The organism is Rathayibacter sp. PhB152 (genome assembly GCF_003751395.1).
In the GTDB taxonomy this organism is placed as follows: Bacteria; Actinomycetota; Actinomycetes; order Actinomycetales; family Microbacteriaceae; genus Rathayibacter; species Rathayibacter festucae.
Genome location: NZ_RJUT01000005.1, coordinates 286,412 through 301,779, shown reverse-complemented (window position 1 = coordinate 301,779; position 15,368 = coordinate 286,412). Strand labels below are relative to the sequence as shown.

The window sequence follows — 15,368 nt, the reverse complement described above, 5'->3', positions numbered from 1 at the left end:
AGATGTCCTCGTCAGCTCGCGAACCCGGGCGCGAGGCGCACCCCTCCCCGTTCGTCGAGATCGTCCGCTCCGACTGGGCCGAGCTCGCCCGCAGCACCGAGCTGCCGCTGAGCGAGACCGAGGTCGTGCAACTGCGCGGGCTGGGCGACCGGCTGAGCCTCACCGAGGTCGCCGAGGTGTACCTCCCGCTGTCCCGGCTGCTGACCCTCTACGCCGGCGGCGCGCGCCAGCTGCACCGGGCGACGAGCACGTTCCTCGGTGAGCGGGCGCAGCCCACCCCGTTCGTGATCGGCGTCGCCGGCTCGGTCGCGGTCGGCAAGTCGACCATCGCCCGCCTGCTCCGCGAGCTGCTCGCCCGCTGGGACGACACCCCGCGCGTCGAGCTCGTGACGACCGACGGCTTCCTCCTGCCCAACAGCGAGCTGGAGCGGCGCGGGCTGATGAGCCGGAAGGGCTTCCCGGAGTCGTACGACCGCCGCGCGCTGCTGCGCTTCGTCTCCGAGGTGAAGGGCGGGGCGGCCGAGGTGCGTGCTCCGTTCTACTCGCACCTCTCCTACGACATCGTCCGCGACGCCGAGATCGTCGTGCGGCGACCGGACGTGCTGATCGTCGAGGGCCTGAACGTCCTGCAGCCGCCCGCGCCCGGGCACGGCCTCGCGGTCAGCGACCTCTTCGACTTCACGGTCTACGTCGACGCGCGGACGAGCGACATCGCGCGCTGGTACGAGGAGCGGTTCCTCGCACTGCAGCAGGGCGCCTTCGCGAGCCCGAACTCGTACTTCCACCGCTACGCCTCGCTGACGCCCGACGAGGCGCGCGAGCGGGCTCGCAGCATCTGGTCCTCGATCAACGAGCCGAATCTGCTGCAGAACGTGCGGCCCACGCGCTCGCGGGCGAGCCTGGTCCTGCGCAAGCAGGCCGACCACACCGTCTCCTCGGTGCTCCTCCGCAAGATCTGAGTGCGCGGCGGAAGCGTGCTGATCGAAGCATGCTGGTCGATCAGCCCCGCAGGGGCGTATCGAGATCCCCGCGTCAGCGGTGGATGCAGCCGCTAGGCCGCGACGCGCAGCTGCTCGAGCACGACCGCAGCGAGGGACTCGGCCAGCCGGTCGGCGGTCTCCTTGGTGGAGGCCTCGACCATGACGCGGACCATCGGCTCGGTGCCCGAGGGCCGGAGCAGCACGCGCCCGCCGGTGCCCAGCTCGCGCTCCGCCTCGGCGATGGCGGCCGCGATGACGGCGTCGTCGTGCACGCCCTCGCGGTCGACGCCGCGGACGTTGACGAGCGTCTGCGGGAACACCCGCATCACTGAGGCGAGCTCGGCGAGCGACTTCCCGGTCCGCGCCACCTCGGCGGCGAGCTGCAGCCCGGTGAGGACGCCGTCGCCGGTCGTCGCGAAGCGGCTCATGATGACGTGGCCGGACTGCTCGCCGCCGAGCGAGTAGCCGCCGTCGTTCATGGCCTCGAGCACGTAGCGGTCGCCCACGCCGGTCTCGATCACGCGGATGCCGGCGTCGGCCATCGCGGTCTTGAGACCGAGGTTGCTCATCACCGTGGCGACGAGCACGTTGTCGCGGAGGACGCCGCGCCGCGCCATCGACGTCGCGAGGATCGCCATGATCTGGTCGCCGTCGACGACGCGCCCCTCGGCGTCGACCGCGAGGCAGCGGTCCGCGTCGCCGTCGTGCGCGATGCCGAGATCGGCGCCCGCCTCGCGGACCGCCTCGGCGACGTGGTCGAGGTGGGTCGAGCCCACGCCGTCGTTGATGTTGATGCCGTCCGGATCGTTGCCGATCACGGTGACGGTCGCTCCGGCGTCGGTGAAGACCTCCGGCGAGATGCCCGCGGCGGCGCCGTGCGCGCAGTCGATGACCACGTGCAGTCCGTCCAGGCGGGTGCTGCCGAGCGAGCCGAGCAGGTGGAGGACGTAGCGGTCCTCCGCGTCGGCGAAGCGGCGGATGCGGCCGACGTCGGCGCCGAGCGGCGTGAGCGGCGGGACGCCGAGAGCCGCCTCGATGCGGTTCTCGAGCTCGTCCGGGAGCTTGCGGCCGCCGGCCGCGAAGAACTTGATGCCGTTGTCGGCGGCGGGGTTGTGCGACGCCGAGATCATCACGCCGAAGTCGGCGCTCTCGTCGGCGATGAGGTATGCGGCGGCGGGCGTCGGGATGACTCCCGCGTCCAGCACGTCGACGCCGGCGCTCGCGAGGCCGGCCGCGACGGCGGCACCGATGAACTGGCCCGAGATCCGAGGATCGCGGGCCAGGACGGCGAGGGGCCGACGGCCCTCCGCCCGGGCGGCCGCACCGAGTACACGGGCGGCCGCCTGAGCGAGGCCGAGGGCCAGGTCGGCCGTGACGTCGCGATTCGCGAGGCCACGGACGCCATCTGTTCCGAACAGGCGCGGCATGATGCCAGTCCCCTTCTGAAGCTGCTGATCGGCGGCCACGGGGGCCGCAGCGACTAGCGCTTCGAGAACTGGGACGCCTTGCGGGCCTTCTTGAGACCGGCCTTCTTGCGCTCGATGACGCGAGCGTCGCGGGTGAGGAAGCCGGCCTTCTTGAGGATGGCGCGGTTGTTCTCGCGGTCGATCTCGTTCAGCGCACGCGCGATCGCCAGGCGGAGTGCACCGGCCTGGCCGGAGGGGCCACCGCCGGTGATCTTCGCGACGACGTCGTACGAGCCGAGGAGGTCGAGGACCTTGAACGGGTCGTTGATCAGCTGCTGGTGCAGCTTGTTGGGAAAGTACTCCGCGAACTCGCGGGCGTTCACGGTCAGGCTGCCGGAGCCCGGGACCAGGCGCACGCGGGCGATGGCCTGCTTGCGACGGCCCACGGCTGCGCCGGAGACGTTGAGGACGGCGCGGGGCGTCGAGGACGCCTCGGTGGCCGGGCTTTCGGTGGAGTAGCTCTCGGGAGCCACGTCGATCTGGTCTGCGATCTTCGCCACGGTGTAGGTGATCCTTTGTCTTCGAAGTCTGGGGTGTCGGGGAGGGCCGGAGCCTACTGGGCGACCTGGGTGAAGGCGTACGCCTTGGGCTGCTGAGCCGCGTGAGGGTGCTCGGTGCCCGTGTAGACCTTCAGCTTGCGCAGCTGCGCACGACCGAGGGAGTTCTTGGGGAGCATTCCGCGGATGGCCTTCTCGACGGCGCGGATCGGGTTCTTCTCGAGGAGCTCGGCGTACGTGGTGGCCGTGAGGCCGCCCGGGTAGCCGGAGTGGCGGTACGCCTTCTTCTGGAGGAGCTTCTGGCCGGTGAGGGCCACCTTCTCGGCGTTGACGATGATGACGAAGTCGCCCATGTCCATGTGCGGCGCGAACGTCGGCTTGTGCTTGCCGCGCAGGAGCGCAGCGGCGTGGGTGGCCAGACGGCCGAGCACGACGTCGGACGCGTCGATGACGATCCAGTCGTGCTGGACGTCAGCCGGCTTCGGAGAAAAAGTGCGAGTCACGTGAGTGCTGCTTTCTGATCGGAGTGAGGAGTTCGTGAATCCCGCTCCGTGGCCGTTCGACCCGCGAGGGGGCCGAACCGATCCGGTGGAGGGCTCAACTTCGGGTGCCGGCACGCGGCCGAGAACACCAAGGGTCGACAGTACAGCAATCCGCACCGGAGCGGAAGCTCACGGGTTCGCCGACGCGCTCCCCCGGGCGGTCCGGGTCAGGAGTCGTCCTGCCCCAGAGCGGCCAGGACCTCGATCGCCAGCTCCTCGAGCGGGGCCTGGCCGCCGACGTAGGAGCGCAGCGAGAGCAGCCGGTCCCCGGCGAGCACGACGACCGTGGCGGCCGGGTCGACCGCCGGGTCGCCGGCGCGGAAGAAGGCGGCGTCGCCCAGCCCGCTCGGCCCGACGGGGGCCTCGGACTCCTGCGCGGCGACGTCGGCCGTGGTGGCGCCGGTCGCCGTCTGCAGGACGAGCGCGGCGGGGTTGCCCGCCATCGCCCAGGCGCAGCCGGAGCCCTGATCCGAGGCGGTGACGAAGCCCTCGGGCAGCTCGAGGGCCGCCTCGATCGCCGGCACCGGCAGCACCGCGGCGCAGTCGAGGACCTCGACCGTCGCACCGGCGGTCGGCTCGGCCGCGGGAGCGGTCGGCGCCGCGGTGGGCACGGCGGTCGGCGCGGTGGAGTCGACCGCGGCGGCGGGCGCCCGGTCCGGCACGTCGATCGCCGACGACGAGCAGCCGGCCAGCAGCAGCCCCGCCGGCAGGACGAGCGCGGCGACCAGCGCCCTCACGCGGTGGTTCCTGCGGATCACTCGTCGTCCTCCCCCTGGGCGTCCCCGCCGGGCAGGGTGCGCTTCACCCGGGTGAGCACGGCCCGCTCGGCCAGTTCTGAATCCTCAGGGTAATCGACCTCGCGCAGGATGAGGCCGCGCGCCGGCATGACCGCGAAGGCGTTCGTGCGGCGGGCGGCGTCGCGCAGCAGCGGGAGCTCTCCCGCGTCCAGCTTGCCGATCCCCACGGCCACGCAGGAGCCGACGAGCGCCCGCACCATGCTGTGGCAGAAGGCGTCGGCGCGCAGGTGGGCGTGCAGCACGCCGTCCTCGTCCCGCTCCCAGGTGAAGTCGAGGAGGCTGCGGATGGTGGTGGCTCCCACGCGCGCGCGGCAGAACGAGGCGTAGTCGTGCAGGCCGAGCAGCGACTCGGCCGCCCGCGCCATGAGGCCCTCGTCGACCGCCTCGTTGATCCAGGTCGTGAAGCCGCGCTCGAGCGGCCGGCGGAGCGAGGTGCGGTCGGCGAGCCGGTACTCGTAGCGCCGCCAGCGCGCGGAGAAGCGCGCGTCGAAGCCCTCGGGCGCCCGGGTCACCCGGTGCACGGACAGGTCCGAGTACTGACCGAGGATCCCCTGGAGCTTGCGCTGGAGCACGACCTCGGGCGCGACCTTCTCGGTGCCGGCCCGCGGGCTGCCGTTCAGGCGCGACCACTGCTGGGGCGTGAGGTCCAGGTGCGCCACCTGAGCGCTCGCGTGCACGCCCGCGTCGGTGCGGCCCGCGACGGTGACCACCGTCCGCTCCTCCGAGCGCAGCAGCACGCCAAGCGCGTCCTCGAGGACGCCCTGCACCGTGCGGAGGCCGGGCTGGAGCGCCCAGCCCGCGAAGTGGGTGCCGTCGTAGGCCAGATCGAGGCGGACGCGGTGGAGCACCCGACGAGTCTAGGTCGTCCGCCGCGCCGTTCCGGGTCGCCGGATCAGCCGGCCGAGAGCCGGACGCCGAGCGAGTCGAAGACGGCCACCGCCCAGTCGGCGAGGACGTCCTGGTCGCCGACGAAGGACTCGACGTGCAGCTCGTAGCCGCCCGCCAGCACGGCCAGCTGGGACGGCGTCGTCGGCGAGCCCTCGAGCCGGTAGGCGGCCTCCCCCAGCGGAGCCGGCACGGCGCCGACGGCCTCGCCCGCACCGGCGAACGTCTCCGCGAGCCGCGCGGGCCCGACGGTGACGAGGACCGCCGACGGGTTGCCGGCGATGCCGTAGGAGCAGGTGTCCCCCGCCTGGACGAGCACGGCCGTCCCGGCGGGCAGACCGACCGCCGTCTCGACGGCCGAGGCGGGCAGGGCCGCGGAGCAGTCGAGGGCGGGAGCCGCCGGCGCGACGGCCGTGGCAGTCGCGCTGGGCACGGACTCGGAGGCGGCGCTCGGCGCCGTCGTGCGCGCCGCCTCCGGCACGTCGACGACCCCGGTGGAGGAGCAGCCCGCCAGCAGGGCCGTCGCGGCGAGGAGCAGGACCGCATGGTGCGCGCGCACGGAACTCCTCCTGCTGGCCGACGAGGACGGGGGCCCGGATACCGGACGCCTCCGACCCTCTGTCGGGACGATCCCGCCATCGTAAGCGACGTTCCGCGCCACCGAGCACGCAGGAGTGCCGCGGCCGGGAACGACGAGAGCCCCCCGTCCCCGAGGGGGCGGAGGGCTCTCGAGACGCGCTCGGGACTACTTGGTCTCGGTGGTCGCCTCGACCGGGGCGTCCTCGACGGGCGCGTCCTGGACGGTCGCGTCGGCCTCGGTCGTGTCGGCGACGGGCGCCTCCTCGACAGTGGCGTCCTCGGCAGGGGCGTCCGCGACGACGGTCTCGTCCTCGACCGGAGCCGAGACGGGAGCGGCGCCGGTGCGCGACTTCTTGACCTTCGGCGTCACGGGCTCGAGGACGAGCTCGATGACGGCCATCGGGGCGTTGTCGCCCTTGCGGGGACCGATCTTCGTGATGCGGGTGTAGCCGCCCTCACGCTCGGCGACGAGCGGCGCGATCTCGGTGAAGAGCTCGTGCACGACGCTCTTGTCGCCGATGGTCGCGAGGACGCGGCGGCGGGCGTGCAGGTCGCCGCGCTTCGCGAACGTCACCAGACGCTCGGCGAGGGGACGCAGGCGCTTGGCCTTGGTCTCGGTCGTCTTGATGCTCTTGTGCGTGAACAGGGCCGCGGCCAGGTTCGCGAGCAGCAGACGCTCGTGTGCGGGACCGCCTCCGAGGCGGGGGCCCTTCGTGGGCTTGGGCATGGCTTTACTCCAGTACTAAAGGGGTGTCAGAAGGTCGAACGCCGGAGCGGAGACCTAGATGCTCTCGTCGTCGTAGCTGTAGAAGTGGGCGCCGTCGAACCCGGGGACCGAGTCCTTCAGCGACAGGCCCAGCTCCGTCAGCTTCTCCTTGACCTCATCCACCGACTTCTGACCGAAGTTGCGGATGTTCATGAGCTGCGTCTCCGAGAGGGCGACGAGCTCATTGACGTTGTTGATGCCCTCGCGCTTGAGGCAGTTGTAGCTGCGCACCGAGAGGTCGAGGTCCTCGATGGGCATGGACAGCTCGGTCGAGAGGACGGCGTCGACCGGCGCGGGGCCGATCTCGATGCCCTCGGCCGCGTTGTTCAGCTCGCGGGCGAGACCGAACAGCTCGGTCAGCGTGCGACCGGCCGACGCGATGGCGTCGCGCGGCGTGATCGCCGGCTTCGACTCGACGTCGACGACCAGGCGGTCGAAGTCGGTGCGCTCGCCGGCACGGGTGGCCTCGACGCGGTAGGTGACCTTGAGCACGGGCGAGTAGATCGAGTCGACCGGGATCTGGCCGGCCTCGGAGAACTCGCTGCGGTTCTGGGTCGCCGAGACGTAGCCGCGGCCGCGCTCGATGGTGAGCTCGAGCTCGAACTTCGCCTTGTCGTTCAGGGTCGCGATGACGAGGTCCGGGTTGTGGATCTCGACACCGGCCGGAGCCGAGATGTCGGCGGCGGTGACCTGGCCGGCGCCCTGCTTGCGCAGGTAGGCGGTGATCGGCTCGTCGTGCTCGGAGGAGACGACGAGTCCCTTGATGTTCAGGATGATCTCGGTGACGTCCTCGCGGACGCCCGGGACGGTCGTGAACTCGTGCAGGACTCCGTCGATCCGGATGCTGGTGACAGCGGCGCCGGGGATGGAGGACAGCAGGGTGCGACGCAGCGAGTTGCCGAGCGTGTAGCCGAAGCCGGGCTCGAGGGGCTCGATGACGAAGCGGGAACGGAACTCCGAGATGTTCTCCTCGGTGAGCGTCGGACGCTGTGCGATAAGCACTGTTGATTCCTTTCGATCACGTGTCCGCTATATGACACGTGCGTTTGCGAGTCTGAAGTTGTGAAAGAAATGCGCGATCCGCCGGCCGGCCTCACGTCGCGCTGGAGAGCGCTTCGTTCGGCCGGCCGACGGCTGCGAGTGCTGCGTTAGACGCGACGGCGCTTCGGCGGGCGGCAGCCGTTGTGCGCCTGCGGGGTGACGTCGTTGATCGAGCCGACCTCGAGGCCTGCGGCCTGGAGCGAGCGGATCGCGGTCTCGCGACCGGAGCCCGGGCCCTTCACGAAGACGTCGACCTTCTTCATGCCGTGCTCCTGCGCCTGACGCGCGGCCGACTCGGCAGCGAGCTGGGCGGCGAACGGCGTCGACTTGCGCGAGCCCTTGAAGCCGACTCCACCGGACGAGGCCCAGCTGATGACGGCCCCGGCGGGGTCGGTGATCGACACGATGGTGTTGTTGAACGTCGACTTGATGTGGGCCTGGCCCACAGCGATGTTCTTCTTCTCCTTGCGGCGCGGCTTGCGCGCGGCCGACTTGGGGGTAGCCACTTGTTATCTCCTCTAGGTCCGTGTCGCCCGCGTTACTTGCGGCCGGCCTTCTTCTTGCCGGCGACGGTGCGCTTCGGGCCCTTGCGGGTGCGAGCGTTCGTCTTGGTGCGCTGTCCACGGACCGGGAGGCCGCGACGGTGGCGGATGCCCTCGTAGGACCCGATCTCGACCTTGCGGCGGATGTCGGCGGCGACTTCGCGGCGGAGGTCTCCCTCCACCTTGTAGTTGCCCTCGATGTAGTCGCGGAGCGCGACGAGCTGGTCGTCGGTGAGGTCCTTGACGCGGATGTTGCCGTCGATCCCCGTGTCGCTCAGCGTCTTCAGCGCGCTGGTGCGGCCGACTCCGTAGATGTAGGTCAGTGCGACCTCCACGCGCTTCTCGCGCGGGATGTCTACTCCTGCCAGACGTGCCATGGTGGCTTCTCCTGTGAGTGAGTGGAGGTGTGAAGCAACGTCGGTGCCTCGGCCTCCGACCGAAGGTGTCCTCGCCATTCACTCCGGGAGACCCGGGGCGCTGCGCGATTTCTGACGTTGCGGGGTGGTGTGTTGCCGTGCTGCTGGGCGGTTTCCCGCCCGCGCTCCTCGCAGGAGCGCCGGGAGTCCCGGAGGACTAGCCCTGGCGCTGCTTGTGGCGGGGGTTGCTGCTGCAGATGACCATCACGTTGCCGTGGCGGCGGATGATCTTGCAGTGGTCGCAGATGCGCTTGACGCTGGGGTTGACCTTCATTGTTCTGTTCCTTGTTTTCGCTGGCGTCGTGCTCCCGGCGGATGCCGGGGCCGTTCCTTACAGGACACGCACGTCGCGAACTGAGCGGAGCGAACGTCTACTTGTAGCGGTAGACGATCCGGCCGCGGGTCAGGTCGTAGGGGCTGAGCTCCACGATCACGCGGTCCTCGGGGAGGATGCGGATGTAGTGCTGACGCATCTTGCCCGAGATGTGGGCGAGAACCTTGTGTCCGTTGGTGAGCTCCACGCGGAACATCGCGTTGGGGAGCGCCTCGACAACCGCACCTTCGATTTCGATGACACCGTCTTTTTTGGCCATAGCCTCACTGTCGTTCGGAAGTAGTGTGTGTACTGGTCGTGCGAATGCTTCCGCGACGATCCTCCCCCCGGGCGGAGCCTGGGGAGCGGTGCGCGGGCGTGCCGGAGCACGCGCAAACACCAAGGGTCGATACTACGCGAATCCCCGCTTCTCCGCCAGCCCGGGCGTGTCGCCTCAGGGCGGGGGCGGGCACCCGCCGGGGACGGCGGTGTGCGCGCCGCGGAGCGCGAGCACGACGGCCGCCGCCTAGGCTCTCCCTCGTCGAAGGGACCGCGGATGGCGCGCACGGAGAAGACGACGGACGGCACGGCGAGGAGCCGGCGGAGCTGGTACTCGCACCCCCTGGTGACCGTGCTCGTCGCGATCGTCGTCATCGCCCTCGTGCAGACGTTCTTCGTGAAGGTGTACACCGTGCCGACCGGCTCGATGGAGAACACCCTGCAGGGCGGCGGCTTCTTCGGCGACCGCATCCTGGTCGACCGCACCGCGGCGCTCCACGGCGAGCCGGAGTCGGAGCAGATCGTCGTCTTCTCGCGGGACGCGCGCTGGGGCGCGACCGACGCGGTCGGGAACCCGCTCTCCGAGGCGGTGAAGTACTTCGGCGACGTCACGAGCATCGGCCCGTCGCACGAGGAGTTCCTCGTGAAGCGCGTGATCGCGACCGCCGGCCAGACGGTCTCCTGCTGCGACGCCGAGGGACACGTGCTCGTGGACGGGCAGCCGCTCGCGGGCGACTACGTCTTCGAGGACTTCCCGTTCGCCCCCGGCACCCAGGACTGCGACTCGCAGCCCGCCTCCACCCGCTGCTTCCAGGAGTACACGGTGCCGGAGGACACGCTCTTCGTCCTCGGCGACCACCGCTCGAACTCCAACGACTCGCTCGGCGACTGCCGCGGAGCCCCGGGTCCGATCGACTCCTGCGTGAAGACGGTGCCGATCGAGCGGGTGGTCGGGCGCGTCTTCGCCGTCGCCTGGCCACTGACCCGCTGGCGCCTCTTCTAGCCCGGGTCGCGTTCCGGATCGCGGCGCGAACCGCGGAGGGGCGGGGCCGGATGCCGGAGCACCCGATCCCGCCCCTCCGGACGAAGCCTCGCGGAGGTCAGCCGCGGACGACCGCGACGACCTGCGCGAACAGCGGGTGGTCCGCGCCGAGGCCGGTCACCTCGGCGACGAACTCCTCCGGCGACAGCGCCGCCAGCTTCTCCTTCAGCTCGACGCTCTGCGGGTCCTCCGGCACGTCGAAGCGGAGGGCCGCGCCGATCGCCGTCAGCAGTCCGCTCGGCACGTGCCCGCGCTCCGCGAGCTCGGCCGCCGGGCCGATGAAGCGCTCGTGCCGCGAGAGCTTGCGCAGCGGCTGGCGCCCGACCCGGTCCACCGTGTCGGTCAGACCCGGATTCGCGAAGCGCTTCAGCGTCTTCTGGAGGTAGGCCTCCTGCTCCTCGTCGCTGAAGCCGTGCTTCTCGACGATCAGCGTCTTGGTGTCCTCGAGCGCGGCCTTCACCGCGTCGTGCACCTCGGGCAGCGCGAGCGCGTCCGACAGCTTGTGCGCGCCGGCCGCGAAGCCGACGTACGCCGCGGTGGCGTGTCCGGTGTTCACCGTGAAGAGCTTGCGCTCGATGAACGGCTCGAGGTCGTCGACCCAGGTCGCGCCGGGGATCGCGGGCTCGGAGCCCTCGAACGGCGTGCGGTCGACGACCCACTCGAAGAAGCTCTCGACCGTGACGTCGAGACCCTGGCCGGCCGCCTGGTTCGGCACGATGCGGTCGACAGCGGTGTCGGCGAAGACCGCGCGGGTGCGCAGGCGCTCCCACTCGTCCGCGCCCAGGCTCGCGGCGACCTCGGTCTGCAGCAGCCGGGTCGCGTTGATCGCGTTCTCGCAGGCCATCACGGCCAGGCGGGGCGCCGACTCCGCTCGGGCCGCGAGGCCCTTCGCGATCACCGGGGCGACGAAGCGCAGGATGTTCGGACCCACCGCGGTGGTGACGATGTCCGCGGCGGCGATCTCGCGGACGAGGGCCTCCTCGTCGCTCGCCGAGTTGATCGCGCGGAAGCCGTCGACGACGTGCGTCGCGGACGACTCCCCCACCTCGTGCACCTCGTAGCTGTCGGCGGCGGCGAGCTGATCGATCAGCGCCGCGTTGACGTCGGCGAAGACCAGCTCGTAGCCGGCACCGTGCAGGATCAGCCCGACGAAGCCGCGGCCGATGTTGCCGGCGCCGAAGTGGACGGCGGTGGGCATCAGGAGTTGACCTCGCCCAGCAGCGCGTAGAGCGACTGCGCGTCCGGGGCGTCGAGGAGCTTCTGCACCTCGTCCTCCTCGGAGAAGATGATCGCGATCTTGGAGAGGATCTCGAGGTGCTCGTTGTTGACGCCGGCGATGCCGACGACGAAGCGGACCTCGTTGCCGTCCCAGTCGATCGGCTGCGCGTAGCGGACGAAGGACAGCGCCGACGAGCGGATCTCGTCCTTCGCGTCGTTCGTGCCGTGCGGGATGGCGAGCAGGTTGCCCATGTAGGTGGAGACGGTCGCCTCGCGGGCGAGCATCGCCTCGTGGTAAGCGGGCGTCACGGCGCCGACGCCGACCAGCATGTCGGCGGCCTCCTTGATGGCGGTCTCCTTCGACGTGGCGGTGCCGGAGGCGTTGATCTGTCCGATGGTGAGCACATCGCTCATGGCGTGCGTCCTTTCCGTGGGTGGTGAACGAATGAGGGAACCCGCAGGGGCGAGCGGAGCGTCTCCGCCACGTCGCACCCTACGGGCTCCCTCAGGGGTGTTCCCGACTACTTGCCGTGCTGCTCCGCGACGAGCGAGACGACCTCGTCGTACTTGGGGCTGTTCATGAAGTTGTCGACGGAGACGTGGATCGCACCCGGCGTGCGCTGGCGCGCCCGCTCGGTCAGCTCGGCCTGGGTGATGACCAGGTCGACGTCGTCCTCGAGGGCCGCGATCGCCTTGTTGGTGACCGTGACGTCCTCGAAGCCCGCCTTCTTCATCTTGTTGCGCAGGACGGAGGCGCCCATGGCGGACGATCCCATCCCGGCGTCGCAGGCGAAGACGATGTTGCGGACCTGCGTGGCGGTGGCGGTCGCCGAGGCGCCGTCCTGGTTGGAGGCGCCGCTCGCGTTGAGGAGCGAGCCGACGGCGCTCTCCTTGCCCTTGTTCGACGAGTTGGCGGCGACAGCGGCGGCGAGCTTGTCGTCACCGGCCTCCATGGCGTCGAGGTCGCGCTTGCGGCTGCCGCGGATGATGAACGACGCGACGACGAACGACACGGCCATCGAGAGCAGGACCGAGAGGATCACGCCGAGGTAGCTGTCGCGCGAGGTCTGCAGGAGCACCGCGATGATCGATCCCGGGGACGCCGGGGCGACGAGGCCGGAGTCGAACGCGACGTTGGTCGCGACGCCCGTCATGCCGCCGAGGATGACGGCCGCGACGAGCGCGGGCTTCATCAGCACGTAGGGGAAGTAGATCTCGTGGATGCCGCCGACGAAGTGGATCAGCGCGGCGCCGGGGGCGGAGCCGCGGGCGATGCCCACGCCGAAGATCGCGAAGGCGAGCAGCACGCCCATGCCGGGGCCGGGGTTGGCCTCGAGCAGGAACAGGTACGACTTGCCCTGGTCCTGCGCCATGACGGTGCCGAGCGGGGTGAGGACGCCCTGGTTGATGGCGTTGTTGAGGAACAGGATCTTGGCCGGCTCGATGAAGATCGAGGTCAGCGGCAGCAGGCCCGCGTTCACCAGGAGGTCGACGCCGTCGCCGAGGATCTTGGTGAGGAACGAGATGATCGGCGCGATGCCGAAGAACGCGCCCAGCGAGAGGAGCATGCCGAGGATTCCGGCGGAGAAGTTGTTGACCAGCATCTCGAAGCCGGGCTTGATCTTGCCGTCCCAGATCGAGTCGACCTTCTTCATCAGCCACGCGGCGAGCGGGCCGATGATCATGGCGCCGAGGAACATCGGGATGGTGGCGCCGACGATGACGCCCATGGTGGCGATCGAGGCGACCACGCCACCGCGCTGGCCGTAGACCATGCGGCCACCGGTGTTCGCGATGAGCAGCGGGAGCAGGTAGGTGATCATCGGGGCGACGAGACCGACGTACTGCTGGAAGGTCGCGCCGTCCTCACCGGCGGCGAGCTGGGTGCGGGCACCCTCCCAGCCGATCTGGGCGGCGTCGCCGAAGCCGCCGAGGATGCCGTTGGGCAGCCAGCCCGCGGCGATGAAGAGCGAGGTGATGAGACCCCACGCGATGAAGGCCGCGATGTTCGGCATGACCATCCCCGAGAGGAAGGTGCCGAATCGCTGGACGTGGACGCGCGTACCTCCGCGCGTCGACGTCGCTGACGTCGTTGTCATGTGGTGTGTTCTCCGATTCTGAGGGTGGGAGATCCGGTCGCTCCTGAGGCGGTCCGGGCTCCCGCGGGGCGGGACGAGACGGGGTGGTGCAGGGGTGGTGCGGGATGGTGCGGTGGTGCGGTGGTGCGGGGTGGTGCTGCGGAGGATCGTGCGCATGCGGGCCGCGCGATCCCCGGGATCAGGAGGCGGCGATCGCCTCGGTGACGGCGGACCGGGCGTCCGCCGCGCTGTCGGCCGCGAGGGCGAGCTCGGCGTAGCGCCTCGCGTCCTCGAGGGTGTGCTCGGCCAGCTCGGCGCGGACGTCGGCGAGAGCCGACGGGGACATCGAGAGGGTCGTCGCGCCGAGGCCCACGAGGACGACGGCGAGCAGCGGATCCGCGGCGGCCTCGCCGCAGATGCCGACGGGCTTGCCCAGTGCGGCGCCCGCGCGGCCGACCTCGCCGACGAGGCGGAGGACGGCGGGGTGCCACGGGTCCTGGAAGGCGGACACGGTGCCGAGCATCCGGTCCGCCGCCAGGGTGTACTGGGTCAGGTCGTTGGTGCCGATGGAGGCGAAGTCGGCGACTCCGAGGATCCGGTCGGCGAGCAGGGCGGAGGAAGGGACCTCCACCATGACGCCGGCGGTGCGGATCCCGAGCTCCTTGGCCATGGAGGTGAAGTAGCGGGTCTCGTCGACGGTCGCGACCATCGGCGCCATGACCCAGAGGTCGGCGTCGGTCGCGGCGTCGGCCTGGGCGAGCGCGGTGAGCTGGTCGCGGAGGATCTGCTCGCTGGCGCGCAGGGCGCGGAGGCCGCGGAGGCCGAGCGCCGGGTTCTCCTCGTGGTTGTCGTTGAGGAAGGCGAGCGGCTTGTCGGCGCCGGCGTCGAGCGCGCGCACCACGACCTTGCGGCCGGGGAAGGCGGCGAGGAGGCGGGTGTACTGCTCGGCCTGCTCGGCGACGGTCGGGGCCTCCTTCGCGTCGAGGAAGAGGAACTCGGTGCGGAACAGGCCCACGCCCTCCGCGCCGAGCTCGACGGCGTTCTCGGCGCCGTCGGCCGAGCCGAGGTTCGCCAGCAGCGGCACGGCGTGACCGTCGGCGAGGGCGCCGGGGACGACGGGGGCGGCGAGCATCTCGGCGCGCTCCGCGATCGAGGACTTCGCGTCGCCGATCTCGACGTCGGACGGGTTCACCGTCACGACACCGGAGGAGGCGTCGAGGATGACGAGCTGGCCGTCGCGCAGGTCGAGCGCGCCGGTGGTGCCGACGATGGCGGTGATCGACTTCTCGCGGGCGAGGATCGCCGTGTGCGAGGTCGGGCCGCCGTCGCTGGTGATCAGGCCGAGGACCTTCTCGAGGTCGAGCAGCGCGGTGTCGGCCGGCGCGAGATCGCGGGCGACGAGCACGAACGGCTCGTCCGACTCCGGGACGCCCGGCGCCGGGACGCCGCGCAGGTGGGCCACGACCCGCTGCGAGACGTCGTCGAGGTCGGTCGCGCGCTCGGCCATGTAGCCGCCCATCGCGACCAGCAGGTCGCGGAAGCCGGCGAACGCCTCGTGCACCGCGCGCTCGGCGGTCTTGCCCGCGGCGAGACGGGTCTTGACGTCGTCCGCGAGCGAGGGGTCCTCCGCCATCAGCGCCTGCGCGTCGAGGACGTCCTTCGCCGAGCCGCCGGCGCGCTCACCGCGGTGGCGGATGGTCGCGGCGGTCGCCGACAGCGAGGCGACCGCGCGCTCCTCCTCCTGCGCGACGGAGCGGGTGCTGGCGGTGTCCTCGGGCTCGGGGAGCGGGTCGGGCATGCGCAGCACCGGCCCGAGGGCCAGGCCGCGGCCGACTCCGGTGCCCTGGAGCTTCGCGGAGGCGTAGGCGGTGGAAGGAGTGGACAGCGTCATGGGTTCCCGGTTCCTGTCGTGCGTCTCGTCGGTGAG

Annotated in this window: 18 protein-coding genes; 2 read left to right on the top strand and 16 right to left on the bottom strand. The window is 71.0% G+C overall.

Annotated elements, in window-relative coordinates; all coding sequences use genetic code 11:
- The first annotated feature begins 2 nt into the window (after window positions 1-2).
- Complete coding sequence (gene coaA, locus EDF36_RS14395) at window positions 3-959, top strand: type I pantothenate kinase (protein WP_123445076.1); 957 nt, start codon at window positions 3-5, stop codon at window positions 957-959.
- 92 nt (window positions 960-1,051) lie between these two features.
- Here coaA and glmM read toward each other — a convergent pair whose 3' ends face one another.
- The 12 genes from glmM to infA all read right to left on the bottom strand — a co-directional run bounded on the left by glmM (window position 1,052) and on the right by infA (window position 9,104).
- A complete protein-coding gene (glmM, locus tag EDF36_RS14390; protein ID WP_123733553.1) occupies window positions 1,052-2,407 on the bottom strand; it encodes a phosphoglucosamine mutase in 1,356 nt (451 codons plus the stop codon).
- 53 nt (window positions 2,408-2,460) lie between these two features.
- A complete protein-coding gene (gene rpsI, locus EDF36_RS14385; RefSeq protein WP_123445075.1) occupies window positions 2,461-2,946 on the bottom strand; it encodes a 30S ribosomal protein S9 in 486 nt (161 codons plus the stop codon).
- A gap of 53 nt (window positions 2,947-2,999) precedes the next feature.
- Complete coding sequence (rplM, locus tag EDF36_RS14380; protein ID WP_123445074.1) at window positions 3,000-3,446, bottom strand: 50S ribosomal protein L13; 447 nt, start codon at window positions 3,444-3,446, stop codon at window positions 3,000-3,002.
- A gap of 206 nt (window positions 3,447-3,652) precedes the next feature.
- Window positions 3,653-4,222, bottom strand: a complete 570-nt coding sequence (locus EDF36_RS14375; RefSeq protein ID WP_221181667.1) for a hypothetical protein — start codon at window positions 4,220-4,222, stop codon at window positions 3,653-3,655.
- A gap of 17 nt (window positions 4,223-4,239) precedes the next feature.
- A complete protein-coding gene (locus EDF36_RS14370; RefSeq protein WP_123733522.1) occupies window positions 4,240-5,130 on the bottom strand; it encodes a tRNA pseudouridine(38-40) synthase TruA in 891 nt (296 codons plus the stop codon).
- A gap of 44 nt (window positions 5,131-5,174) precedes the next feature.
- Window positions 5,175-5,726: a hypothetical protein gene (locus tag EDF36_RS14365; RefSeq protein ID WP_123733521.1), complete on the bottom strand. Its 552-nt coding sequence runs from the start codon at window positions 5,724-5,726 to the stop codon at window positions 5,175-5,177.
- A 186-nt stretch (window positions 5,727-5,912) separates the two neighbouring features.
- Complete coding sequence (gene rplQ / locus EDF36_RS14360; RefSeq protein ID WP_123733520.1) at window positions 5,913-6,473, bottom strand: 50S ribosomal protein L17; 561 nt, start codon at window positions 6,471-6,473, stop codon at window positions 5,913-5,915.
- A 54-nt stretch (window positions 6,474-6,527) separates the two neighbouring features.
- Complete coding sequence (locus EDF36_RS14355; protein ID WP_123445069.1) at window positions 6,528-7,514, bottom strand: DNA-directed RNA polymerase subunit alpha; 987 nt, start codon at window positions 7,512-7,514, stop codon at window positions 6,528-6,530.
- A 146-nt stretch (window positions 7,515-7,660) separates the two neighbouring features.
- Window positions 7,661-8,059, bottom strand: coding sequence for a 30S ribosomal protein S11 (rpsK, locus tag EDF36_RS14350; protein ID WP_056037257.1), 399 nt, complete (start codon window positions 8,057-8,059; stop codon window positions 7,661-7,663).
- A 32-nt stretch (window positions 8,060-8,091) separates the two neighbouring features.
- Window positions 8,092-8,472, bottom strand: a complete 381-nt coding sequence (rpsM, locus tag EDF36_RS14345) for a 30S ribosomal protein S13 (protein ID WP_056037260.1) — start codon at window positions 8,470-8,472, stop codon at window positions 8,092-8,094.
- A 196-nt stretch (window positions 8,473-8,668) separates the two neighbouring features.
- Entirely contained in the window at window positions 8,669-8,785 is a 117-nt protein-coding gene (rpmJ, locus tag EDF36_RS14340) for a 50S ribosomal protein L36 (RefSeq protein ID WP_055787164.1), read from the bottom strand.
- A 97-nt stretch (window positions 8,786-8,882) separates the two neighbouring features.
- Window positions 8,883-9,104 (bottom strand): translation initiation factor IF-1, encoded by a 222-nt coding sequence (gene infA, locus EDF36_RS14335; RefSeq protein WP_022883252.1) that lies wholly within the window; start codon window positions 9,102-9,104, stop codon window positions 8,883-8,885.
- Window positions 9,105-9,380: 276 nt separating this feature from the next.
- On the opposite strand from infA, the gene lepB reads away from it, so the two are divergent.
- Window positions 9,381-10,106 carry a signal peptidase I gene (gene lepB, locus EDF36_RS14330; RefSeq protein ID WP_123733519.1) on the top strand — a complete coding sequence of 242 codons (726 nt, stop codon included), beginning with the start codon at window positions 9,381-9,383 and terminating at the stop codon, window positions 10,104-10,106.
- A 97-nt stretch (window positions 10,107-10,203) separates the two neighbouring features.
- On the opposite strand, the gene EDF36_RS14325 is transcribed toward lepB, so the two are convergent.
- From EDF36_RS14325 to ptsP, 4 genes are all read right to left on the bottom strand, one after another.
- Window positions 10,204-11,343: a mannitol-1-phosphate 5-dehydrogenase gene (locus EDF36_RS14325; protein ID WP_123733518.1), complete on the bottom strand. Its 1,140-nt coding sequence runs from the start codon at window positions 11,341-11,343 to the stop codon at window positions 10,204-10,206.
- Window positions 11,343-11,777, bottom strand: a complete 435-nt coding sequence (locus EDF36_RS14320) for a PTS sugar transporter subunit IIA (protein ID WP_123445065.1) — start codon at window positions 11,775-11,777, stop codon at window positions 11,343-11,345. Before EDF36_RS14320 ends, EDF36_RS14325 begins: the two co-directional genes overlap by 1 nt.
- Window positions 11,778-11,884: 107 nt before the next feature.
- Window positions 11,885-13,462, bottom strand: a complete 1,578-nt coding sequence (locus EDF36_RS14315; protein ID WP_123445064.1) for a PTS mannitol transporter subunit IICB — start codon at window positions 13,460-13,462, stop codon at window positions 11,885-11,887.
- Between the two features lie 178 nt (window positions 13,463-13,640).
- Window positions 13,641-15,239, bottom strand: coding sequence for a phosphoenolpyruvate--protein phosphotransferase (gene ptsP, locus EDF36_RS14310; protein WP_243587258.1), 1,599 nt, complete (start codon window positions 15,237-15,239; stop codon window positions 13,641-13,643).
- Between the last annotated feature and the right edge of the window lie 129 nt (window positions 15,240-15,368).